Annotated in this window: 24 protein-coding genes; 10 read left to right on the top strand and 14 right to left on the bottom strand. The window is 71.0% G+C overall.

The window, feature by feature from the left end; genetic code table 11:
* Positions 1 to 7 precede the first annotated feature (7 nt).
* Genes nuoL through ABZ801_RS37630 form a run of 4 tightly spaced genes read left to right on the top strand, consistent with a single transcriptional unit; the run spans position 8 to position 6,069 of the window.
* Positions 8 to 1,918: an NADH-quinone oxidoreductase subunit L gene (gene nuoL / locus ABZ801_RS37645; protein WP_360707693.1), complete on the top strand. Its 1,911-nt coding sequence runs from the start codon at positions 8 to 10 to the stop codon at positions 1,916 to 1,918.
* Positions 1,918 to 3,489, top strand: coding sequence for an NADH-quinone oxidoreductase subunit M (locus tag ABZ801_RS37640; protein ID WP_344948678.1), 1,572 nt, complete (start codon positions 1,918 to 1,920; stop codon positions 3,487 to 3,489). The genes nuoL and ABZ801_RS37640 overlap by 1 nt, the downstream gene beginning before the upstream one ends.
* The gene (gene nuoN, locus ABZ801_RS37635; protein WP_344948680.1) at positions 3,486 to 5,054 is read left to right on the top strand and encodes an NADH-quinone oxidoreductase subunit NuoN; all 1,569 of its coding nucleotides are present in this window, start codon (positions 3,486 to 3,488) and stop codon (positions 5,052 to 5,054) included. The genes ABZ801_RS37640 and nuoN overlap by 4 nt, the downstream gene beginning before the upstream one ends.
* 13 nt (positions 5,055 to 5,067) lie before the next feature.
* Positions 5,068 to 6,069, top strand: a complete 1,002-nt coding sequence (locus tag ABZ801_RS37630; protein ID WP_344948683.1) for a polyprenyl synthetase family protein — start codon at positions 5,068 to 5,070, stop codon at positions 6,067 to 6,069.
* Positions 6,070 to 6,188: 119 nt separating this feature from the next.
* On the opposite strand, the gene ABZ801_RS37625 is transcribed toward ABZ801_RS37630, so the two are convergent.
* Genes ABZ801_RS37625 through ABZ801_RS37615 form a run of 3 tightly spaced genes read right to left on the bottom strand, consistent with a single transcriptional unit; the run spans position 6,189 to position 9,041 of the window.
* Positions 6,189 to 6,728, bottom strand: coding sequence for a GNAT family N-acetyltransferase (locus ABZ801_RS37625; protein WP_360707688.1), 540 nt, complete (start codon positions 6,726 to 6,728; stop codon positions 6,189 to 6,191).
* A 4-nt stretch (positions 6,729 to 6,732) separates the two neighbouring features.
* Positions 6,733 to 8,616, bottom strand: coding sequence for a WD40 repeat domain-containing protein (locus ABZ801_RS37620; RefSeq protein WP_360707685.1), 1,884 nt, complete (start codon positions 8,614 to 8,616; stop codon positions 6,733 to 6,735).
* A 26-nt stretch (positions 8,617 to 8,642) separates the two neighbouring features.
* Positions 8,643 to 9,041, bottom strand: coding sequence for a helix-turn-helix domain-containing protein (locus ABZ801_RS37615; RefSeq protein ID WP_360707683.1), 399 nt, complete (start codon positions 9,039 to 9,041; stop codon positions 8,643 to 8,645).
* A 56-nt stretch (positions 9,042 to 9,097) separates the two neighbouring features.
* Here ABZ801_RS37615 and ABZ801_RS37610 point away from each other — a divergent pair, with 56 nt between their 5' ends.
* On the top strand, positions 9,098 to 9,475 hold the full coding sequence (locus tag ABZ801_RS37610; protein ID WP_360707681.1) for a DUF4440 domain-containing protein: 378 nt from the start codon (positions 9,098 to 9,100) through the stop codon (positions 9,473 to 9,475).
* A 175-nt stretch (positions 9,476 to 9,650) separates the two neighbouring features.
* On the top strand, positions 9,651 to 10,634 hold the full coding sequence (locus tag ABZ801_RS37605) for a hypothetical protein (RefSeq protein ID WP_360707678.1): 984 nt from the start codon (positions 9,651 to 9,653) through the stop codon (positions 10,632 to 10,634).
* A gap of 94 nt (positions 10,635 to 10,728) precedes the next feature.
* On the opposite strand, the gene ABZ801_RS37600 is transcribed toward ABZ801_RS37605, so the two are convergent.
* From ABZ801_RS37600 to rarD, 9 genes are all read right to left on the bottom strand, one after another.
* The gene (locus tag ABZ801_RS37600; RefSeq protein ID WP_344948698.1) at positions 10,729 to 11,343 is read right to left on the bottom strand and encodes an ATP/GTP-binding protein; all 615 of its coding nucleotides are present in this window, start codon (positions 11,341 to 11,343) and stop codon (positions 10,729 to 10,731) included.
* Entirely contained in the window at positions 11,324 to 11,728 is a 405-nt protein-coding gene (locus tag ABZ801_RS37595) for a DUF742 domain-containing protein (protein ID WP_344948701.1), read from the bottom strand. The genes ABZ801_RS37600 and ABZ801_RS37595 overlap by 20 nt, the downstream gene beginning before the upstream one ends.
* Complete coding sequence (locus ABZ801_RS37590) at positions 11,725 to 12,147, bottom strand: roadblock/LC7 domain-containing protein (protein WP_344948879.1); 423 nt, start codon at positions 12,145 to 12,147, stop codon at positions 11,725 to 11,727. Before ABZ801_RS37590 ends, ABZ801_RS37595 begins: the two co-directional genes overlap by 4 nt.
* Entirely contained in the window at positions 12,147 to 14,633 is a 2,487-nt protein-coding gene (locus tag ABZ801_RS37585) for a nitrate- and nitrite sensing domain-containing protein (RefSeq protein WP_360707674.1), read from the bottom strand. Before ABZ801_RS37585 ends, ABZ801_RS37590 begins: the two co-directional genes overlap by 1 nt.
* Positions 14,634 to 14,934: 301 nt before the next feature.
* A complete protein-coding gene (locus tag ABZ801_RS37580; protein WP_360707671.1) occupies positions 14,935 to 16,617 on the bottom strand; it encodes a prenyltransferase/squalene oxidase repeat-containing protein in 1,683 nt (560 codons plus the stop codon).
* Positions 16,618 to 16,660: 43 nt separating this feature from the next.
* Positions 16,661 to 17,566 carry a terpene synthase family protein gene (locus ABZ801_RS37575; protein WP_360707668.1) on the bottom strand — a complete coding sequence of 302 codons (906 nt, stop codon included), beginning with the start codon at positions 17,564 to 17,566 and terminating at the stop codon, positions 16,661 to 16,663.
* A 16-nt stretch (positions 17,567 to 17,582) separates the two neighbouring features.
* Positions 17,583 to 19,004 carry a cytochrome P450 gene (locus tag ABZ801_RS37570; RefSeq protein WP_360707665.1) on the bottom strand — a complete coding sequence of 474 codons (1,422 nt, stop codon included), beginning with the start codon at positions 19,002 to 19,004 and terminating at the stop codon, positions 17,583 to 17,585.
* 576 nt (positions 19,005 to 19,580) lie between these two features.
* Positions 19,581 to 20,003, bottom strand: coding sequence for a hypothetical protein (locus tag ABZ801_RS37565; RefSeq protein WP_360707663.1), 423 nt, complete (start codon positions 20,001 to 20,003; stop codon positions 19,581 to 19,583).
* A gap of 131 nt (positions 20,004 to 20,134) precedes the next feature.
* Positions 20,135 to 21,046 carry an EamA family transporter RarD gene (rarD, locus tag ABZ801_RS37560; protein ID WP_360707660.1) on the bottom strand — a complete coding sequence of 304 codons (912 nt, stop codon included), beginning with the start codon at positions 21,044 to 21,046 and terminating at the stop codon, positions 20,135 to 20,137.
* Positions 21,047 to 21,134: 88 nt separating this feature from the next.
* On the opposite strand from rarD, the gene msrA reads away from it, so the two are divergent.
* Positions 21,135 to 21,785, top strand: a complete 651-nt coding sequence (gene msrA / locus ABZ801_RS37555) for a peptide-methionine (S)-S-oxide reductase MsrA (protein WP_360707657.1) — start codon at positions 21,135 to 21,137, stop codon at positions 21,783 to 21,785.
* A gap of 230 nt (positions 21,786 to 22,015) precedes the next feature.
* Positions 22,016 to 22,264: a hypothetical protein gene (locus tag ABZ801_RS37550; protein WP_360707654.1), complete on the top strand. Its 249-nt coding sequence runs from the start codon at positions 22,016 to 22,018 to the stop codon at positions 22,262 to 22,264.
* Between the two features lie 293 nt (positions 22,265 to 22,557).
* Here the strand turns inward: ABZ801_RS37550 and ABZ801_RS37545 are convergent, their stop codons facing one another.
* On the bottom strand, positions 22,558 to 22,908 hold the full coding sequence (locus ABZ801_RS37545; protein ID WP_360707651.1) for a type II toxin-antitoxin system PemK/MazF family toxin: 351 nt from the start codon (positions 22,906 to 22,908) through the stop codon (positions 22,558 to 22,560).
* Positions 22,909 to 23,154: 246 nt separating this feature from the next.
* Positions 23,155 to 23,532, bottom strand: a complete 378-nt coding sequence (locus ABZ801_RS37540; protein ID WP_360707649.1) for a hypothetical protein — start codon at positions 23,530 to 23,532, stop codon at positions 23,155 to 23,157.
* Positions 23,533 to 24,636: 1,104 nt separating this feature from the next.
* On the opposite strand from ABZ801_RS37540, the gene ABZ801_RS37535 reads away from it, so the two are divergent.
* Together ABZ801_RS37535 and ABZ801_RS37530 are read left to right on the top strand one after the other, a co-directional pair.
* Positions 24,637 to 25,038 (top strand): hypothetical protein, encoded by a 402-nt coding sequence (locus ABZ801_RS37535; RefSeq protein WP_360707646.1) that lies wholly within the window; start codon positions 24,637 to 24,639, stop codon positions 25,036 to 25,038.
* Between the two features lie 272 nt (positions 25,039 to 25,310).
* The gene (locus ABZ801_RS37530) at positions 25,311 to 25,913 is read left to right on the top strand and encodes a hypothetical protein (protein ID WP_360707644.1); all 603 of its coding nucleotides are present in this window, start codon (positions 25,311 to 25,313) and stop codon (positions 25,911 to 25,913) included.
* Positions 25,914 to 26,113: the final 200 nt, after the last annotated feature.

Below are 26,113 nucleotides of genomic sequence, written 5' to 3'. Positions count from 1 at the left end.
GCCGGGGATGAAAGCGGAAGGCATCCAGGCTGCCGCCTGGCTCCTCATCGCGCTGCCGCTGGCCGGCGCGGCGGTCCTGCTGCTCGGCGGGCGCCGCACCGACAGGTGGGGGCATCTGCTCGGCGTCGCCATGTCGCTGGCGTCCTTCTTGGTGGGCGCGGCGATGTTCGTCCAGATGCTCGGCTACGACCCGGAGGAGCGGCGCCGCGCGCTGCACCTGTGGGAGTTCTTCGACGTCGGGTCGTTCAAGGTCGACATGGGGCTGCTGGTGGACCCGCTGTCCATCAGCTTCGTGCTGCTGATCACCGGGGTGGGTTCGCTCATCCACATCTACTCCATCGGCTACATGGAGCACGACCCCGACCGGCGGCGCTTCTTCGCCTACCTGAACCTGTTCGTGGCGGCGATGCTGCTGCTGGTGCTGGGCGACAACTACGTGGCCATGTTCATCGGCTGGGAGGGCGTGGGCCTGGCCTCGTACCTGCTGATCGGGTTCTGGCAGCACAAGCCCAGCGCGGCCACCGCCGCCAAGAAGGCGTTCGTGGTGAACCGGGTCGGCGACTTCGGCTTCATCACCGCGATCATGCTGATGTTCGCCACGTTCGGCACGGTCGGGTTCGAGCAGATCCTCGGTGAGGGCGCCGAGCACGTGGGCGTGGCGTCCCAGCTGAGCACGGGCACGGCGACCGCGATCGGGCTGCTGCTCCTGCTCGGCGCGTGCGGCAAGTCGGCGCAGCTTCCGCTGCAGTCCTGGCTGCTGGACGCGATGGAGGGCCCGACCCCGGTGTCGGCGCTGATCCACGCGGCGACGATGGTGACCGCGGGCGTGTACCTGATCGTCCGGTCCGCGCCGATCTTCGAGATGGCGCCGGACGCGCAGCTCGCGGTGACGATCGTCGGCGCGGTCACGCTGCTGGCCGGTGCGGTCATCGGGTGCGGCAAGGACGACATCAAGAAGGCCCTGGCCGGTTCGACGATGTCGCAGATCGGCTACATGATGCTGGCCGCCGGGCTGGGCCCGGCCGGCTACGCCTTCGCCATCGCGCACCTGATCGCGCACGGCTTCTTCAAGGCCGGGCTGTTCCTGGGCGCCGGGTCGGTCATGCACGGCATGAAGGACGACGTGAACATGCGCCGGTACGGCGCGCTGCGCGCCGTCATGGTGATCACCTGGGCCACGTTCGGGCTGGGCTACCTGGCGATCATCGGGTTCCCGCTGCTGTCCGGCTGGTTCACCAAGGACGCCATCATCGAGGCCGCCTTCCACAAGGGCGGCACGTCCGGCGCGATCCTCGGCACCTGCGCGCTGGTCGGCGCGGGCGTCACCGCGTACTACATGTCCCGGGTCATGTTCATGACCTTCTACGGCGAGCAGCGGTGGGACGACGGCGTGCACCCGCACGAGTCGCCCAAGGTGATGACCGTGCCGCTGATGCTGCTGGCGGTCGGGTCGCTGTTCGCGGGCGGCTTCCTGATCCTCGGCGGGTTCTCCGACTTCCTCGGCCCGGTGGTCGGGCACCCGCACGAGAGCGAGTTCCACTGGATCACCGTGCCGGGCATCGCCACGCTGGTGCTGATGGTCATCGGTGTGGCGATCGCGTGGCGGCAGTACGGGGCCCGCCCGGTGCCGCGCACCGCGCCCGCCGGGTCGTTCCTCACCGTCGCGGCCCGCAAGGACCTGTACGGCGACGCCATCAACGAGTCGCTGCTGATGCGTCCCGGGCAGTGGCTGACCCGCCTGGCGGTCTGGTTCGACAACCGCGGGGTGGACGGCCTGGTCAACGGGCTGGCCGCGGGCGTCGGCGGCAGTTCGGGCCGCCTGCGTCGGGTGCAGACCGGCTTCGTCCGCTCCTATGCCCTTTCCATGCTCTTCGGTGCGGCCATCGTCGTGGCGGCGCTGCTGGTGGTGAACGTCTGATGGAAGACTTTCCCTGGCTGTCCGTCCTGATCGCGCTCCCCGCGGTGGGCGCGCTGGTCGTCGGCGTGCTGCCGCGGGCGCGCGAGGAGCTGGCCAAACAGGCCGCTCTGGGCGTGTCGGTGCTGGTCGCGCTGGTCACGCTGCTGATGGCGTCCCAGTTCGACACCGGCGGGCCGCGCTTCCAGTTCGAAGAGACCTACTGGTGGATCCGCGCGTTCGGGGTGCACTGGGCGGTCGGCGTGGACGGCATCGCGCTGGCGCTGATCGGGCTGTCGGTGATCCTCGTCCCGCTGGTGATCCTGGCGTCCTGGCACGAGGCGGACCGCTCCGGCGGCGTGGACGTGCCGCCGCGCCGGTCGGTGAAGACGTACTTCGCGCTGCTGCTGGCCATGGAAGCGATGATGATCGGCGTCTTCGCGGCGACCGACGTCTTCCTCTTCTACGTGTTCTTCGAGGCCATGCTGATCCCGGTGTACTTCCTCATCGGGTACTACGGCGGGGCGCAGCGCTCGTACGCGGCCGTCAAGTTCCTGCTGTACTCGCTGTTCGGCGGGCTGCTGATGCTGGTGGCCGTCATCTGGCTGTACCCGCTGTCGAACCGTCCGGTCAGCGAGGGCGGGGTCGGGCACGGCACGTTCCTGTTCAGCGAGCTGACCCGGCTGCAGATCGATCCGACCACGGCCAAGTGGCTGTTCCTCGGCTTCTTCGTCGCGTTCGCGATCAAGGCGCCGATGGTGCCGGTGCACACCTGGCTGCCGGACGCGGCGGCGCAGTCCCCGGCCGGGGCGCTGGTGCTGATCGTCGGCGTGCTGGACAAGGTCGGCACGTACGGGATGATGCGGTTCTGCCTGGAGCTGTTCCCCGGCGCCGCCAAGTGGGCCACTCCGGTGGTGATCGCGCTGGCGGTGGTCAGCGTGATCTACGGCGCGGTGCTGGCGATCGGGCAGGTCGACCTCAAGCGGCTGGTGGCCTACACGTCGGTGTCGCACTTCGGGTTCATCGTGATGGGCGTGTTCGCGATGACCTCGCAGGGCCAGTCCGGCGCCGCCCTCTACATGATCAACCACGGGTTCGCCACCGGGGCGCTGTTCCTGGTGGTCGGGTTCATGATCACGCGGCGGCGGTCGGCGCGGATCGACGCGTTCGGCGGCGTGCAGAAGGTGGCGCCGCTGCTGGCGGGCAGCTTCCTGGTCGCGGGCCTGGCCGGGCTGTCGCTGCCCGGACTGGCGCCGTTCGTGTCGGAGTTCCTCGTGCTCACCGGCACGTTCACCCGCTACCGGGTGGCCGCGGTGCTGGCCGCCACCGGCATCATCCTGGCCGCCATCTACATCCTGTGGATGTACCAGCGCACCATGGGCGGCCCGGCCAAGGAGGCCGTCGGCGGCATGAAGGACCTGTCGCTGCGCGAACGGCTCGCCATCGGCCCGATCATCGCGATCATCGTGGCGATGGGCTTCTTCCCGCAGCCGGTCCTCAACGTGATCAACCCCTCGGTGCAGCACACGCTGGCCCGGGTCGACAAGCACGACCCGGCGCCCCAGATCGTCGCTGAGAACGGAGCGCGTCCGTGAGCACCTCGACTTCGGTGAGCGTCGTGCTGGCGCAGAACGAGATCCCCGCGCCGCACATCGAGTACGGGCAGATCGCGCCGATCCTGGTGATGTTCGGCGCGGCCGTGCTCGGCGTGCTGGTGGAGGCGTTCGTCGGCCGCGCCTGGCGGTATCCGGTGCAGCTGACGGTGGCGGGCGTGGGCCTGGCCGGGGCGCTGTTCGGCACGATCATGCTCGCCTTCGACAAGCCGTTCCACGTCGCCGCCGAGGGCGCGCTGGGCGTGGACGGGCCGACGCTGTTCATCCAGGGCACCGTGCTGGTGCTGGCGCTGGTCAGCCTGCTGCTGATCGCCGAGCGTCAGCAGGGCCACTTCGCGGCGCAGGCCGCGGCGCTGCCCGGCACGGAGGCCGAGCAGGAGACCGCGGCGGCGGGCGGCACCCAGACCGAGGTGTTCCCGCTGATGATGTTCGCGGTCGCCGGAATGATCACCTTCCCGGCCGCCAACGACCTGCTGACCATGTTCGTGGCGCTGGAGATCCTGTCGCTGCCGCTGTACCTGCTGTGCGGGCTGGCGCGGCGCCGCCGGCTGCTGTCGCAGGAGGCCGCGGTCAAGTACTTCCTGCTGGGCGCGTTCTCGTCGGCGTTCTTCCTGTACGGGGTGGCGCTGCTGTACGGCTACGCCGGGTCGGTGCGGCTGTCGGCCGTCGCCGACCAGCTCAGCCGCAACGCCGGCCAGGAGACGCTGCTGCTGGCCGGGACCGCGCTGCTGTCGGTGGGCCTGCTGTTCAAGCTGGGCGCGGTGCCGTTCCACATGTGGAAGCCGGACGTGTACCAGGGCGCCCCGACCCCGATCACCGCGCTCATGGCGTCCTGCACCACGGTGTCGGCGTTCGGCGCGATCCTGCGGGTGTACTACGTCGCGTTCGAGAACCTGCGCTGGGACTGGCGGCCCGCGATGTGGGGTGTGGCGATTCTCACGATGATCGCGGGCGCGGTCGTCGCGATCACCCAGACCGACGTCAAGCGGATGCTGGCCTACTCGTCGATCGCGCACGCGGGCTTCCTGCTCACGGGCGTGATCGCCACGTCCCGCGACGGCCTGTCCGGCTCGCTGTTCTACCTGGCCGCCTACGGCTTCACCGTGATCGGCGCGTTCGCGGTGATCTCGATGGTGCGGGACGCGGGCGGCGAGGCCGCGCACCTGTCGCGCTGGGCCGGGCTCGGGCGCCGCTCCCCGGTGGTGGCCGGGACGTTCGCCTTCTTCCTGCTGGCGATGGCCGGTATCCCGCTGACCAGCGGGTTCACCGGCAAGTTCGCGGTGTTCAGCGCGGCCGTGCAGGGCGGTGCCACCCCGCTGGTCGTGGTCGGCGTCATCGCCTCGGCGATCGCGGCGTTCTTCTACGTCCGCGTCATCGTGGTGATGTTCTTCTCCGAGCCGGAGGCCGACGGTCCGTCCGTGGTCGCCGGACCGGCCACCGCGGCTGCCGTGGCGCTCGGTCTGACGGCTACTGTTGTACTCGGCGTGCTGCCCCAGCCCGTGCTGGACCTCGCGGGGCACGCCGCGTCGCAGATGTTCGTCCGCTAGACCGGGGGTCCTGGTGAGTAGTGCCGTTGCGTTCGACCTGACAGTGGACGACGGTCTCGCGGCGGACATCCGGGAACGGCTCGCCGCGGTCGAGGACCTGCTCCGCGAGTCGGTGCGCAGCGAGGTCCCCCTGCTCGCGGAGGCGTCCCGGCACCTGCTGGAGGCGGGCGGCAAGCGGTTCCGCCCGATGCTGGTGCTGCTCGCCTCCCACTTCGGGGACCCCGCCGCGTCCGGTGTCGTCCCGGCCGCGGTGGTGGTCGAGCTGACCCACCTCGCCACGCTGTACCACGACGACGTGATGGACGAGGCGACGGTGCGCCGGGGCGACCAGTCGGCCAACGCCCGGTGGACCAACACCGTCGCCATCCTCACCGGCGACTACCTGTTCGCCCGCGCCTCCGACCTGCTGGCCGACCTCGGGCCGGAGGCGGTGCGCATCCAGGCGCGCTCGTTCGCGCGGCTGGTGCGCGGCCAGATCCAGGAGACCGTCGGCCCGGCCGAGGACGCCGACCCGCTCAAGCACTACCTGCAGGTGCTGGCCGACAAGACCGCGTCTCTGATCGCCACGTCCGGCCAGCTCGGCGCCCTGCTGGCCGGGGCGCCGTCCCACGTCGTCGACACCATCACCTCGGCGTGCGAGAAGATCGGCGTCGCGTTCCAGCTGTCGGACGACATCCTGGACGTCGCGTCGGAGACCGAGCAGTCCGGCAAGACCCCCGGCACCGACCTGCGTGAGGGCATCCGCACCCTGCCGATCCACCACGTCCAGTCCGGCATCGGCTCCGGTCCCGACGACGCCCGTCTGCGCGAGCTGCTGACCCTCGACCTGACCGACGACGCGCTGCACACCGAGGCCCTGACGCTGCTGCGCGCCCACCCGGCGATGGACCGCGCCCGCGCCGACCTTCGCGCCTGGGCCGAGGACGCCCGCGCCGAGCTGCTGACCCTGCCCGACATCCCCGCCCGCACCGCCCTGACGGGCCTGTGCGACTACGTGGTGTCCCGCACGGGCTGACGTCCGCCTCCGGCACCGGCATCCGGCCCGAGCCCCCCATGCTCGGCCCGGATGCCTCTCCTGGGCCGTCAACGCCATCGTCCTGACGCATTACGGGCGGCGCTGTTCCGGGGAGCGCGTCACCAGACGTCGCCGTCGCGCCAGTCGCAGGTCAGCGCGCCGGACACGTCGACCGTGGTGTTCACGGGGAGGACGAAGATGCCGTCGTCCTCTTCTTCGGTCCGTACGACGCCCTGCGGGGTGAGCGCGTAGGACGGCCCCTGCCACCGCCTCCAGCCGAGCGCCGTGTAGAACTCGATGGCCTCGTCGCTGGCGGACAGGGCACCCAGTTCGTACGCCCCTCTCAGCACGCGTTCGATGGCCCCCATGAGGGCGGCACCGTGGCCCTTGCGTTGCCGGTCGCCTCGGACGCCCACGGCCTCGACGTAGCCGGTGCGCAGTGCGCGGCCGTCGTGCAGCATGCGCCGTTGGACCACCGACGCGTGCCCGACCAGTTCGGCCCCGTCCCACGCCAGTGCGTGGACGCCTCCCAGCGCGTGCTCCCAGTCCGCGTCGGACAGGTCCCCGTCGAAGACGTCCGCCAGCAGCGCCCGGACCGATGCGAGCGTCGCGCCGTCCAGCTCGGCGGTGTGCGCCGTGCGGATCTCTATCTCGCCCATGTGATCATTCTGCTCGCCGGACGCGGAGCAGATCCCTCCGGCACCCGACGATCAGGTCGCCGTCGGGTGCCCAGGCGAGCGCGGTCGCCGGGTACGGCAGCGTGAACACGCTTAGGGGTGCCCTCGTCGGAAGGTCGAACAGGGTCACCGAGCGGTCCGTGCGGGCCACGGCGGCCAGTGGTCTCCCGGCGCTGTGGACCGCCAGGGCGGTCACGTGCTCGATGTCGTCGGGGGCGAGGTGCCACGCGGCGCCGGTGCCGAGGTCCATGACGCGCACGGCATGGCCACGCGAGGTGACGATCGCCGGTTCCTCGCCGAGACGGACGAAGGCGCGGACGCGTTCGGCGGGCCGCATGGCCTCGGTGACCGGTGTGACGATCGGGGCGCCTTCGCGCAGGTCCCACAACTGGAAGGGGCCGAAGGCCCGGCTGACGGCGGCGACCGGGCGTCCGCCGAGTTCGCCGACGGCGATGCCGTCGGGCTGGTGCCGTCCTGGGATGTCGCCGAGGCGCTCCCCGGTGACGAGGTCGGTGATGTGCAGCGTCGTGTCGCAGCCCGCGGTCAGCACGATCGAACGTCCGTCGACGACGGCGGGGACCACGAGGCGGACCTCGCCGCGATGGTCGACGGCGACGGGCCGGTCCGGACCGCCGTCGAACCAGCGGTGCAGCGCGTCGTCGGTGACACCGTGCAGGTCGCCGCCGCCGGCGACGACGGCGACGCCGTCACCGGCCGGTACCGCCGCGACGGCGTGGACCTGCGCGGGCATCGCGCCGGCCGCGGCCTCGCGTGCGCCGTCCTCCAGCCGCCACGAGCCGACGACCCCGTCCGTGCCTCCGGCGAGGACGCGCCCGCCGGGCGCCACGGTGAGGCACCGCACGGTGCTCGAATGACCGGCATCGTCATGGCGCGTCCCGGTGCCCACCCGCCAGACCGCGAGGGCCTCGTCGGCGTGCGACACGGTGACGACCACGCCGGGGCCGCCGTCGGTGAGCGCGCACCAGCTGGTGGGGCCGACCAGGGGCCGTTCCGCCGGGCGGCCGGCGTCGACGTCCCACAGGTGCACCGCCTCCTGATCGCTGAGCGCCACCAGGCGCCGGCCGTCGCCGGTGACGATGCCCGCGATGTCGTGTGCCGTCTGAGGGCCCGGCATCCGGCGGCTCAGGCGCGTCCGGGAGGCGGCATCCCACACCTCCACCTCGCCGTCCCACGAGAGCGTGGCGAGCACGCCGTTCCCGTCCGGCCAGGTGGCGATCTTCCTGATTCTCGACGCGACGGGGAGCGAGCCGATCCGTCCACCGCGTTCCAGATCCCAGAGCCCGACCCCGGCACCCGCCACCGCCGCGACCGGGCGGCCCTCGACGGTGACCACGGACACGTCATGGAACCGTTCTGCGCTGCCGAGCACCCGGACCTTGCCGTCGGCCAGGTGCGTGACTCGCAGCGTCTCGTCCCAGGCCACCGACACCACGGCGGGGCCGTCGTCCAGCACCGCGGCCGCCAGGCCCAGGACGACTCCCCGGTGACCGGCGATCCCGTCCAGCACCGCGCCGGACTCCAGGTCGATCGGCTTCGGGGTGTCGCTCCAGTCGCAGACCACGGCGACCGGCCGGCCTTCGACGGACGTCGTCACCAGGTGCGTCCCGCCGACATCGTGGACGGTGCGTACCGGCTCGCCGGTCGCGGCGTCCCAGACCTGCACCATCTTCGCGGCGCAGTCGTGGAGGTGCGGCCGGGCGCAGTCACCGTCGTAATGCGCGTCGGTCGCCGTCACGTAGACCGGCTTACCGCCCACCACCGCGCTGACGACGGCGTCGCCCCGAACGCCTTGGAAGACCCTGCTCAGCCGGGGATCGGCGCCCGAGCCCGTCGTCCACACAATCCGCATTCGCAAAGATTAGGAGCGAGACGGCGTCACTCGTGCTCTGGGGACTGGTGTTGCGCGCCCCAGTCCCACAGGGCCTGCAGGACAGGGGCGAGGCGGTGCCCCTGAGGCGTGAGGCTGTAGCGGGTGGTGGGCGGCCAGCCGGGCACGCGGTGGCGGTGCAGGACGCCGGCTTCGGCCAGGTGGGCGAGCCGGTCGGACAGGACCTTGTCCGAGAGCGCCGGCAGGGCGTGGCGGAGTTCGGTGAAGCTGCGGTCGCCGCGCAGGAGTTCGCGGATCACCAGGGTCGTCCAGCGGCCGCGCAGCGCCGCCAGGGTGATCTCGACCGGGCAGGCGGGGTCGGGTTCGGTGACGTGCGCGCGCGGGTCGTCGGGCAGGCCCGGACGCGACGGGTGACCACGCGGGTGACCAACCGTTTGGTGAGTCACGAGGGCGCCTCCTAGCGTTGCCGCGTCGTGATTATCGCCTGTGGGGAGGACCTGTGATGCGGCAGCTTGCCGAGCGTCCCGAGGACGTGCCGTCGGTGTTCGCCGAACGGTTCAACAGCGGTGACCTGGACGCGGTGGCGGAGGTCTACGAGAGCGGAGCGGTGTTCGTCCCCGAGCCGGGCAGCGCGCTGACCGGGCGGCAGGCGCACGCGGCGAACGCCGAGTTCGTGGGTCTCGGGGCGCCGATCACCGTGCGGCCCCGGCACGTCTACACGGCCGGTGACATCGCGTTGCTGATCGTGGACTGGGTCATCGACGGCACCGACCGTGAAGGGCGGCCCGTGCACGTCGAGGGCACCGCCACCGATGTCGCGCGGCGTGGCGCGGACGGGCGGTGGCGGTACGTCGTCGACAACCCCTTCGGCACAGCGTGACGGCGGGCCCTGCGGCCGGTGGCGGTCACGGCCGGGGGTGCGCAATGTGGAAGAAGAACGGGCCGGGCGGCGGCTTCATGCTGGCGGGTGAATCGTCCCCGGCCGCTCAGCGAAACGTGGTCCCGACGCCGCGCCCACCTCCCTGACGCCATCCCCGCGCCGCCAAGGAAACGTCATGTCGCAGCAGAGTCCACCGAGCATGTCCACGATCCCCGCCGCCACGCAGCCACCGACATCCGCGTTCGTGAACGGGCACTTTCCGCGCCGGCGCGGGCTCATCATCGCGCTCAGCGCCCTGGCCGGGTTCCTGCTGACGGTCGCCTGGTCCGCCGAGTTCGTCGACCAGACGATCGGTGACAACGTCGCCAACACGCTGCTCGGGCACGACGCGAAGGAGACGCCGATCGCGGGGGTCGCCGCCGGCATCGCGTTCGCGTTCGTCAGCGGGCTCGCCGGGTCGTTCACGGCCTGCAACATCGCGGCGTTCGGCACGGTCGTGCCCATGCTCGGCGGCGTCGGACGGCGGCGCGACCGGCTGGTCCAGGCGATGAGGCCGCTCGGCTGGATGGCGGCCGGCATGGTCGTCGTGTCGGCCGTCTACGGCGCGATCGTCGGATTCGTGGGGACGAGCATGCCGCAGTTCTCCACCGCCCAGAACGCGCCCGGCTCTCTTTCGGCGCGCAGCATCCAGTCGATGGTGGTGTTCGGCGTCATCGGGCTGGTGATGGTCTACCTGGGGCTGGCCGCGCTGGGCATCGTCCGGGACCCCTTCCGGCGGGTGGCGCGGCGTTTCCCGAACGCGCCGATGGTGTTCATGGGCGCGCTGATCGGCGGATTCCTGATCGGACGGCCGTTCCCCCTGTTCCGGCAGATGTTCCGGGACGCGGCGGAGAGCGGTAACCCGCTGTACGGGGCGGCGGCCTTCGTCCTGCAGTCGGTGGGGAACATCGCCATCATGGCCGTGCTGTTCCTCGTCCTGATGTCGGTCGGGGGGCGCCGGTTGCAGGCATGGTTCGCGGCCAGGCCGAGCCGCCTCGCCGTCCTGACGGCGTCGTCGCTGATCGTCGCCGGCGTGTTCACCTTCCTGTACTGGGACGTCCGGCTGCTCGCCCGCCGGGAGATCATCCCCTGGTATCCGGTCGCGCCCTGGGCCGACTGACCGCAGGCGACGCGCCCCTCGGCGCCGGCCTCGACGCCTACGCCCAGGCGGGCTGATTCGTGAAAGGGGGGCGGACGGTGCCCGCCCCCCAGGGTCAGACCTTCTGGGCGGGGGCGGCGTCGCCGACCCCGCGCACCTTCATGGCGTGCATCACCAGGTTGATCAGGACGTTCTTGCACGAGTCGAGCCTGCGGGCGTCGCACAGCATGACCGGGACGCTCGGGCCCAGGTTGAGCGCCATCTCGATCTCTTCCAGCTCGTACTGGCGGGCGCCCTCGAAGCAGTTGACCGCCACCACGAACGGGGTGCCGCGCCGTTCGAAGTAGTCCACTGACGGGAAGCAGTCCTTCAGCCTGCGGGTGTCGGCCAGCACCACCGCGCCCAGCGCGCCGAGCGCCACCTCGTCCCACATGAACCAGAACCGCTCCTGGCCGGGCGTGCCGAACAGGTACAGCACGTACTCGTCGCGCATGGTGATGCGGCCGAAGTCCATCGCGACGGTGGTCGTGGTCTTGCGCTCCACGCCGGACACGTCGTCGACGCCGACGCTCTGGTCGGTCAGCAGCTCCTCGGTGCGCAGCGGCTGCGTCTCCGAGACCGTGCCGACCATCGTGGTCTTGCCGACGCCGAAACCGCCCGCGATCACGATCTTGACCGCGGTGGGCAGCCTGCGGCCGTCCAGCTTGCGCCTAGAGGGCCCGGAGACCATCGATCACCGCCTTGTAGAGCCTGATGTCGTGCATGTCCGCCTCCGGCTGCGGCTCCTGCATGGTGATCAGCCCCTTGTCGAGCAGATCGCCCAGCAGCACCCGCACCGTGGCGACGGGAAGGTCCAGATGACCGGTCAGCTCCGCCACCGACGTCACCTGCTGGCACAGCCGCATGATCGCCAGGTGCTCCGGCCCCAGCCCGATCTCGCCCTCGGGTTCCGGGCCGATGGCCACCACCAGCGTGATCAGGTCGAACTGGCCCCGGGTCGGCTCCAGCCGGCCGCTGGTCATCACGTACGGCCGCACCATCGGACCGGCGTGCTCGTCGAGCCACCGCTCGTCGTGCGGCTCCGGCGGCAGGGCGTCGTCCTCGGGAGGCATCATCGCTCGGCCCGGTCCTCGGCGCCCGCCACCCGGGCCGGTGAGGTCAGGTGGTGGCCCATACTGGCGACCAGCATGGCCATCTCGTAGGCGATCAGCCCCACGTCGGCCTCCTCGTCGGCCAGCACGGCCAGGCAGGCGCCCTTGCCCGCCACCGTGACCAGCAGGAACGCCGACTGCATCTCGATGATGGACTGCCGGACGGGACCGCCGCCGAACCGGGTGCCCGCGCCCTTGGCCAGGCTCTGGATGCCCGAGGCCACGGCGGCCAGGTGCTCGCCGTCGTCCTGGTCCATGCCCTGCGAGGCCGCCATCAGCAGGCCGTCGGCGGACAGCACGACCGCATGCCGGGCGTGCGGCACCCGCTTCACCAGATCGTCCAGCAACCAGCCCAAATCGGCCGACGAACCGGACTTCTGCATCACTGATCGTCCTCGCCTTCTGCTGCTCGCGTGCCCATCGCCCTGGCCGCCTCGTCACGCCCGCGGCGGGTGCCCTTCTGGTAGGAGCCCATGATCCGCAGCACCTCTTCGGGGGATCGGCCCGGTTCGTCCGGCTCCTCGTCCTGCTGCTCGTCCTCCGCCGGCGCGTCCTCGCGCAGCGGCGGGGCCAGGTTGGCCTGGGGGACGCGGACGGGCAGACCGGACGGTGTGCTGGGGTTCTCGGGCACGGTTGGCTGGTCCTCCGGCGGTGTGGGGTCGTCGTCGGGACGCGCGGCGCCGTTCGCGGCCCCCCGGCCGGGCCCGGTACGGGCCGTGGCGGGCGCGTCGTCGCCCTCGTCGTCCCCGGCCGCGCGTCCACCGTCGCCGCCGCGGCCGGTGGACGGGGCGGCGCGCCGCCCGTTGGAGCGGTCCGCTGGGCGCTCGGGCGCGGGGGAGGGGACCGCGACCAGCGACCGCTGGCCCTGGCCGGGTTCCCCGGGGCCGACCGGCGCCGCGCCCACCGCCGCGGGCGGCCGCACGGCCAGGCCGTTCTCGGTGGTCTGCCCGTCGGTCACGGGCTGCGGCCCGGTGGCGCCCCGCCGGTCCGACGGCTCGACCACCAGCTCGCGGGGGACGACCACGACGGCGGTGGTGCCGCCGTAGGCCGAGCGCTTGAGCGAGACCTGCACCCCGTACCGCTCGGCCAGCTTGCCGACCACGAACAGGCCCAGCTGCACCGAGCTCTGCATGTTGAACTCGGGCGGGTCGGCGATCCGCTCGTTGATCTCCGCCAGCTTCTCGTCGGTCATGCCCAGCCCGCGGTCCTCGATGTCGATGGCGAAGCCGCTGGCCACCATGTGCCCGCCGACCTGCACCACCGTGTCCGGCGGGGAGAACGACACCGCGTTCTCGATCAGCTCGGCCAGCAGGTGGGTGATGTCGCCGACCGCCCGTCCGGCCAGCTCCACCGGACCGAACGGCAGCACCTGCACCCGGGTGTAGTCCTCCACCTCGCCGACCGCGGCGCGGACCACGTCCACCATCGGCACCGACCGCCGCCAGCCGCGCGCCGGGATGGAGCCCGACAACACGATCAGGTTCTCGGCGTTGCGCCGCATGCGGGTGGCCAGGTGGTCCAGGCGGAACAGCTCCTGCAGCTCCTTGGGGTCGATGTCGCGGCGCCGCTCCATCTGGTCGAGCAGGCTCAGCTGCCGCTGCACCAGCGTCTGGGTCCGGCGGGCCAGGCTCAGCAGCACGTCCCGGATGCCGCGCCGCAGCTCGGCCTGCTCGACGGCGGTGCGGATCGCGGTCTCGCGGACGGCGTTGAAGGCGCGTCCCACCTGCCCGATCTCGTCGGTGCCGAACTCCAGCGGGGGCGCCTCGGCGGCGACGTCGACCTTCTCGCCGTGCTCCAGCCGCAGCACCACGCCCGGCAGCCGCTCCTGGGCCAGCTCCCACGCCGCGCCGCGCAGCTTCTCCAGCTGCCGCACCAGCGCGCGGGCGGTGGTGATGGACACGACGATGGACGCGATGACCGCCAGCAGCCCCAGACCACCGGCCAGCACCAGCCGCAGGATGATCTGGAAGCCGACCGGCTCGGCGCGCTTCAGCAGGTCGTCACCGCCGGTCAGCACGAGCTTCTCGACGTCGGCCAGCGCGGGCTGGGTCGTCCCCTCCCACTCCGAGGCGCTGACGGGCGGGCGGACGGTGGCCCGCTGCATCGTCCGCTCCTCCAGCGCGCGCAGCCGGGTGAACGTCGCGCCGGCGTTCATCCGGTCGTACCGGGCGCGGTCGGCCTCGGGCAGCTCGGCCGCGGCCTCCTCGTACATGAACCGCTGGGTGCCGACGAGCCGGATGAAGCGCTCGCGTTCGCCGGGGTCGAAGCGCCGGGCGGCGATCGCGCCGGCGAGCAGGGCGTCCTCGCGGGCCAGCATCTCCTTGGCCCGGACCAGCGCGTTGAGGGTGCGGCTGTCCTTGGAGATCTCCTCGTTGTTCAGCACCGCACCGGTCGAGGAGAAGACGCGGAAGGCCGAGTCGATGACGTCGTCGTAGAACGTGGCGGTCTGGACGCGGGTCCCGCGTCCGGCGTCGAGGGACGTGCGGCCGCCGTCGAGGCCGTTCAGCGTCCGGTCCATCTCCCGGAGACGCTCTTCGAGCGAGTCGTTGGCGGCCCTGGCGACGTCTCCGCCGCGGATCGACGCCCGGAGCTTGCGCACCGCCACGTCGGTGCGGCCGCGCTTGGCGTTCAGTTCCTGCCGCTCCTGCGCGCCGGGGTCGCCCAGGTACACCAGGGAGGCCCGGCGCTCCTCCTGCAGCGCCGTCACCAGGGAGACGGTGGGGCGGCTGACCTTCGAGTCGAGCGTGTTGCTCCACAGCAGGCCCAAGCCCTCGCGCAGGGTCACCCATGCGGCGAAGGCCCACAGGGCGAAGAGTGACGCCAGCAGGGCGGCGATCTTGGTCCGCAGGCGCGAGTTGCGGAAACGCATCGGCTTGTCCTCAGTGAGTCCTCAGACGGGCTCCCGGGGGGACTCGGTGCCCGTCATGAGGTGGCTGACGGCGGCGAGCCGGTGGGGTCCCGGTGTCCGGTGCGGTCGGCGGTGTACCGCATGACACGCGCCAGTACCTTAGCAACGTCGGTGCCCGGCTTGCCGTACCTTGTTCTCACTGATTCGTACTAATCCGGAATCGCGCCGACTTGATCAGGCGTGCATTGCCCTGACCTCCAGGAGCGTCCGCGGCGCGGAATTGTGTGATTTTCCTGACAAAGTGCCGTGGGCGCGCTCCCACTCATCCCGCCGCCCCCAGGTGGAGGCGTGCCAGGTGGCGTGCGGCGAGGACGGACGCCCGCACGATGGCGGCGGGGTGGTACAGATCCTTGTCGTGCCACAGCGCCGGTCCGGCGCGGTATCCGTTTTGTCCGACTTCGTGGGCCAGGAGAAATTCATTGGCCCGTGAGATGACTTTTCTCAGCCCTTCGGAGGTGTCAACGGAGGGCAGGAGGGTTTGCACGGCATAAGCCGTTTCCTCGGCCGTTCCCGCCCACAGTCCCCATGACCCGTCGGGCCGCCGGGTGTCAAGGATCCAGCGACGGGCCTGCTCGATCGCGGCCGCCGCCCTGGGCCCCCCGAAGCGCTCCAGGGCCAGGACGCAGCACATGGTGGCGTAGTAGGGGGAGACGTGCCACCGGTCGGTCCAGCTTCCGTCCGCGTGCTGGTGCCGGCACAGCACCGAGACCAGCTTGTCGACGGTCGCCCTGTAGCGCTCGACGGGGGCGGCACCGCCGGGACCGTCCTCGGCCTCCCCGGGGGCGCCGTTCGCCGTGACGTGCCGAAGGTAGGCCCCGAAGGCTTCGAGCGCGTGCGCGTTCACCGTCACGGAGAAGCCGTCCTCGCCCGGCCAGGTGCAGAAGTGCTTGTCCGTCTCGTACGTCCACAGCAGGTCGGGCGGTCTGGGCGCGCCGAGCAGGGCCAGGGCGTACAGGGCGCCGGAGGAGGTGTCCGCGTCGGTCGGCAGCCCCTCCGCCGCGGGGGTCCCGGCCGGGCCGAGCACGTCTTCCAGGCTCGTCCGCAGGTCGGCGGGCACGGACGACACCAGTCCCACCCGCGCCAGGATGGACAGCACCCAGCCCCGTTCGAAGACGGTGATGGGAATGCCGCACGGCGCCAGCCCGTGGTGGCGGCTCACGACCGTCTCCAGGAAGATCCGCGCCGGGTTGCCCGGATCACCGGCCGACCGCTCGTCCAGCCACGCCGCGGTGGCCGCCGGGGACGCGCCGATCGTGCCCGTGCCGGCCGGCCGGACCGCGTCGGTGCCCCGGGCCAGGTCGGCGACGGTCTCGAGCGCGTGCACCACCTTGCCGGGCGGTGCGACGCCGGCCTCCAGCACCTTGCGGATCTTGACCAGCCGGGAGTCGTCCAGCCCGGGCGGCAGGACGAGGCGGGCACCCGGCGACCAGACGGCCCGGGCGAGGTCCGGCCGCGTCCGGTCCAGCTCGTCCAGCCGCCGGTTGATCGCGTCGACGAGGGAGGCGGCGATGAGATCGATCGCGGGCATGTCCGGCACGCTGTCGGCGTCGAGCGCGGGCAGCAGCCGGTCCAGCATCCGCAGCCCCCGGTCGGCGGCGCCGAGCAGTTCGCGCGGCTCGGCGGCGTGCGCGGAGGGCTCGTCGCGGCGGAGGGTCGTCAGCAGCGCCTCCACCGCGCTCAGCGTCGGGACCATCGCGTAGCCGCCCGGCGCGCCCCACCCGCCGTCGGGCCGTTGCGCCGACAGCAGGTACCGCACGCGCCTGTCGTGGCCGGTGAGCCACGGGGCCAGGGTCACCAGCTTGCCGGTCTCGTAGATCGACGGGGAGACCTGCCCCCAGGGCTCGGCGAGGAGCCCGCCGACCAGCTCCCGGGCGGCCGCGGCGAGGTCGGCCCCCGTTCCGGACGGTTCCGCCGTGCGTACCGAGATGACGTCGCCCACTGTCACCACTCGCTCCAGTCGTCCATGCCGTGGAAGGGGACGGTGCGGCTCACAGCTCGCCCCAGTAGTCGGTGCGGCCGTAGAAGCCGGTGCTGTAGCCGATCTGGCGTTCCAGGTAGGACGCCTCCCGGGGACAGCTCGCCCGCAGCGGCTCGATCATGCGGCGGCAGCGGTCGACGAGCGCGCCGATCCGCGCGGTCACCTCGTCCCGGCTCACGCCGAGCGCCAGCGCGTTGAGGTCGCCCCACTCGACGTCCCGGCGGAAGGTCGCCAGGTCGTTGAGCAGCCGCAGCACCCGCTGCACCTCCTGGCCGACCGCCCACAGCTCGTCCAGCCGCGCCAGCGCCGGCGCGTCGGAGGTGAAGATCCAGTGCGAGAGGTTGACGAGGTTGGAACCGAAGTTGTCGGCGTTGTCCAGGTACTCGTCGAACGTCGGAGCCGACGCGTCTCCCGAGGTGCGGGCGGCGACCCAGGCCCATTCGCGGGCCATGGCCGCCAGGTACCGTTCGAGCTGCGCCCGCCAGGCCTCCCGGTGCGCGGCGAAGCCCGGCCGGGCGGCGATCTCGTCGCGGATCTCGGCGAGCATCCGCGCGAGCGGGGCGTCGGGCGTGGGCGGCGCGCCGTCGGCGACGGCCAGGCAGGCGTCCGCGACGGCGTCGACCTGCTCGGGCGTCCTGGCCACGTAGTCCACCAGCCAGTCGGCGGCGAAGACCCACAGCGACGCGCGGCAGGCGATCCGCAGCTCGGCGGCCGTGGCCCCCGGCGACCCGAAGGCGTTGGCGAGCGCGACCCCGCTGACCAGCCGGGGGTCGAACGGGTTGCCGGAGAACAGGCTCGGGTGGTCGGCCACGCAGTCCTGCAGGTCGCGCTGGCAGTCCGCGGCCAGGGCGCAGATCCGCCCGTGCTCGGCGGCGAGCTGGAGCTGGTCGGCCGCCGGCTGGACGGCGGTGCTCATCTGTCGCATGCGGCCGCTACCGGCCCTCGACCGGACGGAACGTGATCTCGATGGGCCGGCGCGGTTTGAGCGTCAGCCCCGCCTGCGGTTCGATCGCGGGCGAGCCGTGCAGCTTGGGACGCAGGCGGCTCATCATGGTCGCCACGATGAGCTGGGCCTCGACTGTGAAGAACACGCTGCCGACGCACTGGTGCGGACCGGCGCCGAAGGCCAGGTAGGCGAAACGGTGGCGGGACCGTCCCGGCGCGAACCGCTCCGGGGCGAACACGTAGGGGTCGGGCCACACGTCCTCGACCCGGTGGGTGAGATAGGGGCTGACGATCATGGGGGCGCCGCGGTGCATCTTCACGCCGTCGATGACGTCGTCGTCGGCGATGACGCGCGGGATGATCCAGCCCACCGAGTACATGCGCAGCAGTTCCTGCAGGACCATCTTGGTGTAGCGCAGCCGCGGCAGGTGGGCGCGGGTCGGCTGGTCGGTGCCGACCACGGTGTCGATCTCGTCCTGGAGCCGGGCGGCCACGTCCGGGCGCGCGGCGAGCACCACCCACAGCCAGCTCAGCGCCGTCACCGTCGTCTCGGTGCCCGCCACGAACAGGGACACCACGCCGTCGCGGATGCCCTTGTCGTCCAGCGCGGCGCCGTTCTCGTCACGCGCCGCCAGCAGCAGCGACACCACGTCGCGGGTGGGGTCGTGCTCGCCCTGGTCGTGCATGCGCCGGGCCTTGCGGACGACCGGGTACACGATGTCGTCCACGGTCTGCACCGCGCGGTGGAATGCGCGGTCTCCGGGCAGCGGGACCCGCAGCGGGACGAACGGCAGCAGCATCCTGGCGCGGAACGACGACGTGGTGGCGACCATGATCGCCTCGCCCAGCCGGTCGGCGTCGGCGAGGGACAGCTTGTCGCCGATGAAGATCCGCAGGATGGCGCGGTAGACGACGCGGGTCAGCGCGTCCATGGCGTCGACCGGCGTGCCCGGCGGGACGCGCTCGCTCAGCTCGTCGACGGCCCGGGCGATGGTGGCGGCCATCTCGTCGGTGAAGGTCTCGATGCTCTTGCCGGTCAGCAGCGACTGGAAGACGCGCCGTTTGACGGGCCACTCCGGGTCCGCGCCGGAGGGCTCGCCCACCAGCCGGCTGAGCGGCTTCCACATCAGTCCCTCGCGCCGGTAGTTGGGGGCGTTGTCGCGCAGGACGTACTGGAGGTGCTCGGGCCGGGTGACCAGGTACGGGCGGAACGGGCCGAGGTTCAGCCGCGTGATCTCGCCGCCGCTGCTCCGGCTGACCTCCTCCAGCGCCGCCAGGGGGTCGCGCAGCAGCCCCCGGAGGAAACGGCCGGCCGGGTAGCTTCTCGGCTCGCGGGCCGTCCCGCCGCTCGCCGAGCCCGCGATCCGCGGTGCCGGGGTGTGCTTGTCGAGCCCTGCCTCTGCCGACATTCGGTGACTCCCCTTGTCCCCATCCACGGCTCCTTTGAGCGCGTGGCCGTTGTGGGTCTGGTTCGGATGTCCTGTGGTGACACCGGTGTGCGCCTACCCGAGACCGCGCGGGGGCGGACGGGTGCAGGAGGGCCGCCAGGCCGTCGGGTGCCGCCTGACAGGGGAGCCGGGTCGCGAGAGGGATGGCCTTTGCCTGTGCGCGGTGCCGGTTCCGACGGACATTCTCGACCTCTCGCGATGAATTCTCGGCGCGTAAGAGATGGGAGAAGCTAGGCGTTTATTAGCTTTTGAGAGGCTTGTACGTTATGGGTGGTTCTGGGGAAGTATCGCATGATCAATTAACACGATCAAGGGTGCGGTTGTTGACTTTTGTGACTCCTGGGAGTGAGCTTCCTCACTTGCTGGAGTGTTGTCTGTGCTGTTGAGTGGCCCTGACAAAACGCAGCGTGACGACTGATCACAGATAATTACTCTGCGTCATTTGTTCGCGATGGTTAGTCGAACGAAGTATCGATTTTCGAGCTATCCAGAAGTCGCGCGAACTCTTTACCGCGAAAAGGGATAAATCGGGCGCCGTCAGCCCTTGAGACGGGCGGCGTCGGCGATCTGCGCGTTCAGCGGCGTCGGCAGCAGGCCGGGCCACGGCCGCTTGGTGGACACCTTGAGGCCGCCGACGATCGTCCGGTCGCCGCAGCGGGCCGTCACGTCGTACACGCCGGGACGCGCGTCGCGGCGGACCACCGCCGTGCCGACGCCGAGATCGTCGTCCCCGGTCAGCGTGACCGTCCCGGTGAACGCCGCCGACCGCGCCCAGCGCCGCCCGGACCCCGCCGCCTCGCAGCCGGGCACCGTGACGTCGACCCGCTCGCCCGGCCGCGGCGTGTTCGGGGACACCAGCACCGGCCGGGCGCCGATCGCCGTGGCCTGTCCGGAGACCGGGCAGACCAGGCCGGCGGCGACCAGTGCCGTGCCGACCACGGCGATGCCGCGCAGGCGCAACCGTACTCCTCGGGGTTCCGGGTAGGGGACGTGCCGTCCAGCGCGGACGCGCTGTCCGCGGGACGTGACGTCCGGCACTCTAGTGGCTTCGGAGCGCTGCCTCTAGGGATGTACCGAAACGTCCGAAATGGTCATGCGGCCTCGGGCGCCGGCGGCCGCAGCGCCCGGCGCGCCCGGCGGCCCGCCGACATGCCGTCCGCCGTCAGCACGATCAGCGCCGCCCACACCAGCAGGAACCCGGCCCAGCGGCTGGCCGGCATCTGCTCGTGCTGCACCAGCAGCCCGATCAGGAACTGCAGCACCGGCGCCAGGTACTGCAGCATGCCGATCGCGCTCATCGGGATCCGCGTCGCCGCCGCGTTGAACAGCAGCAGCGGGATCGCGGTCACCACCCCGCCGCCCGCCAGCAGCGCCATGTTGCCCGCCCCGTGGTGCCCGAACGCCGCCGACCCGTCCGCCTCCAGCATCACCGCGAGCACGAGCGCCGGCGCGAACATCACCGCGGTCTCCACCGCCAGGCTCTCCACCGACGGCATGTTGGCGAACTTCTTGACCAGCCCGTACGTCCCGAAGGAGCACGCGAGCACCAGCGCGATCCACGGCAGCCGCCCGTAGTCCACGGTGAGCACCGTGACGGCCGCCGTCCCCAGCCCGACCGCCGCCCACTGCCCGGCCCGCAGCCGTTCCCGGAACACCACGACGCCCAGCAGGATGCTGATCAGCGGATTGATGAAGTACCCCAGCGACGCCTCGATCGTGTGACCGGCGTTGACCGCGTAGATGTACGTGCCCCAGTTGGCGCTGATCACCACGGCCGCGACGGTCAGCAGCCCGATCCGCCGCCGGCCGACGGTGCGCACCCACGTCCAGTGCCGCAGCACCGCGCACATCACCAGGACGGCCGCCAGCGACCACATGATCCGGTGAGCGAGGATCTCCATCGACCCCGCCGGCTTCAGCAGCGGCCAGTAGAGCGGGAACAGCCCCCACAGCGCGTAGGCGGCGACGCCTGCCAGCATCCCCCGACGATCCACCACGGGCATCACGGTACCAGGACGTAATCTGCCAAACCCGGGCACACTCCTGACAGTCCCCTTATGGCCACCGGCGCCGCGAGCTAGCCTGGAAGACATGTTCGGCTTTGCGAAGACCGAGATGGTCTCCCCGGAGAAGGCGCTCCCCGGCCGGGAGGAGCCGATGCCCGTCCCGCCCCGCCACGAGGTGCTCGACGCCCCGCTCGCCCCGCCCTACCCGGAGGGCTCAGAGGTGGCCGAGTTCGCGCTGGGCTGCTTCTGGGGAGCCGAACGCAAGTTCTGGCAGACGCCCGGCGTCGTCAGCACGTCCGTCGGCTACGAGGGCGGCTACACCCCCAACCCCACCTACGAAGAGGTCTGCACCGGCCTGACCGGTCACACCGAGACCGTCCGCGTCGTCTACGACCCCACCCAGGTCTCCTACGACGACCTGCTGCGCGTCTTCTGGGAAGCCCACGACCCCACCCAGGGCATGCGCCAGGGCAACGACGTCGGCACCCAGTACCGCTCAGCCGTCTTCTACCAGGACGACACCCAACGCAAGGCCGCCGAAGCCTCCCGCGACGCCTACCAGAAGGTCCTCACCGAAGCCGGCTACGGCCGCATCACCACCGAGATCACCGCGGCCACCCCCTTCTACTTCGCCGAGGACTACCACCAGCAGTACCTCCACAAGGTCCCCAACGGCTACTGCGGCCTCGGCGGCACCGGCCTCTCCTGCCCCATCGGCGTCGCCCCGACCGAGTAGGGCGTGACCCCGGCGAAGGTTCTCTACCACGTGATCTGCGCCGCTCCGGCGGCGCACGACGCGGAATCCTTCGTCCGGCTGAGCACCGATGGGTGGTTCGCGTTGCTGGGGCGCGGCAGTGACGCAGCGCTGGTCGAGGCGGCCACTCCTGCGGAGTTGGCGCGCCTGCTGGATTCGGCAGGATTTGGGTCCGCTGCTTACCCGGTGTCGGGCCCGCTGGGGTGCCAGGGGTGGCCGGGCTGGTGTCGGCCGTGTGGTTCGTCCCCGGCCCCGCCGTCCCCGCCGCCACGGCCGTCGTCCCCGGTCCGGCGGTCGCCTCCGGGTTCGCCGCTGTCTGGGTGGGCGTCGGATGCACCATCCCCGGCGTTCCGGTCGTCGCGGTCGTCGGGGACGCGCGGGCGGCACGAGGCGAGACGGCGAGGTGGGTTCGCCGCTTGCTGGACGCGCTGATCTGGACTGACGACGACTGGTCAGTGTGAACGATCCGCTGGCGGTGTCGTTGTAGGCGCTCGCCCCACGGATGGCAACCATGCCCATACCCATGGTGCGGACGCACCCGGCCCCGCGCACTCGCGCGGGGCCGGACGCCCAAGCATCGGTCTCCTGCGCGTTGAAGCTGGACGGTTCCGAACGTGCGCGGGGACGGGGGCCTCGTAGCCTGGTGCGGCGGACGGGCAGTACTCTGCCTGCCCGCAATGGCCCATCGCGAGGCCCCGTGCGGCCTGTGCAAGTCGGCAACCGGTCAGCGACAACCCGCCTCAGAGCAACGAAGCTATAGATCCCAGACCAACCTCAGCGCTTCCTTCAACTCGATCTCCTGTTGATCATCGAGGCACCCGCAGTACTTGTCCAACCTCTTTTGATCAACGGTGAGGATCTGAAAGGCGAGGATCTGGCTCTTTTGGGGCAATGGGTTGTTTTCGGGCAGAATCGGCGCAATCCGATTGAACGGCTTGATCTTGCTGCTCACTGCCGCGATGCTCACAACCGGCATCGACTTGTTGAACGAGTCCTGCGAGATGACGACCCCAGGCCGACGCCCCGCCTGCTCGGAGCCTCGGCCTGGATTGAAGTCAACCCAGTAGATCTCGCCCCACTTCGGAGGGTCGTCGGGATACGGCACATCCCTAACGCTACTCGTCGTTGACCAGCTCCGCCGCCAACGGCAGACTCACATCCGCCCACTCCGCCGCCTCCTCGGCGAACGCCGCGAACTGGTCTCCGAGAGGAGACAGTGACTCGGCAGGGCCGGGGGCTGCGTTGGTGATGGCCAGCCACGGGAAGGTCAGAACCAGCGGTTGAGGGGCCGTAACGCCGATTTCGACACGGTCAGAAGTACTAGCGGATGGCTGATGGGCAAACGACGCACTCATGGCTTCTGCCTCTCTGTCCGCTCGCGCAGACCTTCGGCCTTGTCATACTGCCTAAGAGCCTCTTGCAGCACTTTGACGAGTTCTTCGCAGTGCGACTTACTCAGATGGAATCGCCCCATGTCCTCGGGTGCAATCCCGTTCGCCGCCGCTTCGATCTCGCGCTGTCGCATCTCCGGATCGCTGCTAACGATCACGGGCGGAGCCAGGTGGCCTAGTCCAAGGTAGATGCCATCAGGCGAGCCATCTCGCGTCGGCGGGCCGACCTGAGCCACGAACTGGTTGATGTGGCGTGTGGGCACGCTGGCCAGGTTCGACCAGTCGACGTACACGGTCACACTGTCCACAGTCGTGCTCTCCGGCTCAATGCTGCTCACTGCCTTAGTCTTACATCCTTGCCACGCGGAGGTGCGAGAGAGGGCAAGCTTGGGAACACTGCCGCCAGTGTGTCACCTCCGCGTCGCTGTGGCGATCCTCAAACTATGAGGCGTTTCTCCCCTTATGGGCAACGGCGTAGCGCTACAGAGCATTCCGAGCGCTGTACTGCTCCTACCCAGGAGACAGCACTCGAAGGCGTCTCGACCAAGGGTTGAGGCAAACGTCACTGCCAGGGATGCTGCATGACCTGGCGTCACGAAACCTCAGCCTCCTGCCTGGCTCAACGGAGCGAGCGACTGCCGCCGGCGTCCGCGTAGCGGGCCTTGCCCCTGCAATGACCTAGAGGGTGGCTCGTGGCTGTTGGCTCGACTCTCCCGCGGCTGTCATGGCGCCGGGGTGCTCTCGGCGGTACCGTCCGCCCGCGCCTTTGAGGACGGGGAATCGGGCTTGGCTCCCGCACACGGCGGCTGCTTCGGCGCGGTCGTCTGTGTGACGCTCCGTATATTCAGGCGGTGTCGTAGACGGTGACTTCTATGCCGCGGTTGGTGAGGTGGCGTTTGATGAGCGGCTCGTCCCAAGGCCACCTGCCGCCGGACAGGCCGCAGCCGATGCGCGGCTGTGGACGGTGGCCTTGAGGGTGAGGGCATGGTCGGCGAGGGCGGCCAGGCAGCGGTCGAGCGCCTCGTACCGGATCGGCGTTCCTTCTTGGACGGCCTGAGGTCGCGGTGGGCGACCATGTTGGCCACCCAGACATACGGTGCGGCCTGGACCATCTGGACGCCGCCGAGTCAGAGGTCGTTGCGCGTGCGGTCGCGGTGCCAGGCGCGGTAGGCAGGCTCCGGCTCGGGCCAGCGCTTGGAGAGGGCCCTTGCCCCAGCCGCTATGGTCGTCGCAGACGTGCGCGAATCACCTTGACGCCTTTGGCCTGCGGTGAGGTTGCGTCTCCCCGGACGTGCCGGATGCTCGCCACAGCGACGATGTTCTCCTCGTCGAGGGCGGCATGGGCTGCGAGACCGGCGCGTAACGGCGGCCCCGGGCCGCCCGGGGGGATTATGGACAGGGGGTGGGGGCGGTCAGTATGTTCCGCAGCGCGAGTTTCGGACGTGACTGACCAGGGAGTGTGGGTGGCCGCCCAGTACGCGATGCCTTCGCCGGTGAGGACGGTCCGGATCCTGCTCTACGTCGCGGCGTTCCTGACCTTCATGGCGGCGCTGCAGGGAGGGCTGGTGGTGGGCGGCGCCGAGGGAGCCGGTGTCGCGGTCGCCCTCTCGCTGCCCGCAGTCGCCAGCCTGGTGGCGGCCTGGGCGATCGGGAGACGTCCGGCCCGCAGGGTGCGCGTCGGCGTCATCGTGCTGGAGGTCCTCTACCTGTTCTGGCAGTTCGGCCGGATCGCCGACGGCGACCCGCTCGGCGTGATGGGAGTGATCCTCCCGGTGGCCATTCTGATCCTGGTCAACCGGTCCGCGGCACGGCAGTACTTCTCGCGCGCCTCACGCGCCGGGTGACGGGATAAGGTCGGCCCCTGGAATCGTCTCAGCCCGGCCGTTATCGTCCTCGCGAACGTACGCGTGCGGGTCTGTCCACGGGAGGTCGGGTGTTCGGTTCCACCGTGAAGCCGTGCGCGCGGCAGGCCGTTCGCGGATACGTCATCGCGGCGTTGTGCGCGGTGCTGTGCGCGGGATGCACCGCGGAGCAGGAGGGGCCGGCCGGTGCCTCCTCGACGGCGTCGTCCGGAGCGCAGACGCCGACCCGTTCCGCCCGACCGCAGGGGGGCCTGATGAACGACGAGGACATCCGGGAGACCGTGCGGCGGGGCCTGGAGGCGGCCGGAGATCCCTACACGGGCGCCCTGACCCGCAAGAGCTCCTCGATGCTCAAGGAGGTCTCGGTCCCGCTGCCGAAGACCTGGAGGTTCTTCAGGTTCGACGCGTTCCCCCATCCGCAGGCCTCGTTCCACGTGGCCGTCGAGGTGAGCACCGGGAAGGTGGTGTTCCTGACCGGCAGGCCCGCCGCCTTCGGCCAGGTGCTCGCCGCCTCGAAGGCGACCCTGCGCACCACGCGCGACGCGGTCGCAGTGGCCCGTGCCTATCTGGACGTGACGCGGCGCATGGACCGGTATCTGCGGGTCGTCGACGGTATCGAGGATCTGACGTGGCGGCCCGAGCCGACCGCCGAGGAGCAGAAGGCCCGTGAGCGTGCCGAGCCCCGGCTGCGTTCCCTTCTGAAGCCTCCGGCGGCCGTCGTCAAGGGGGACGCCTACGTCGTCGCACTGTTCGTCCGAAACGGGACGGACATCGAGCAGCGCACGGTCACCATCGACGCCGGAGCCTCCGTGACCGAGACACGGAAGGTCATGCTGCAAGGGCTGCCACTCGCCTGAGGCGCGGTCTCGTCGCCGCCGGTCCGCGAGTCCCCTCCAAGGGCGCGACCGCCGGGGGACATGGGGCGCCCCGGGTTTCTGATGACCGCAATGCACGATAGGCGCACTTGATCACCCTTTGCGGCGTGGTCATAATCGGACCTGCCTCGGTGCCCAGGGGGCTGGCGACGAGCGTCCTTGATCGATACCTGCCCACCGAG

The organism is Actinomadura sp. NPDC047616 (assembly GCF_040642915.1).
GTDB classification, from domain to species: Bacteria; Actinomycetota; Actinomycetes; order Streptosporangiales; family Streptosporangiaceae; genus Spirillospora; species Spirillospora miaoliensis.
Note: the sequence above shows the minus strand (reverse complement) of the source record. Positions and strands in the feature narration are given on the sequence as shown.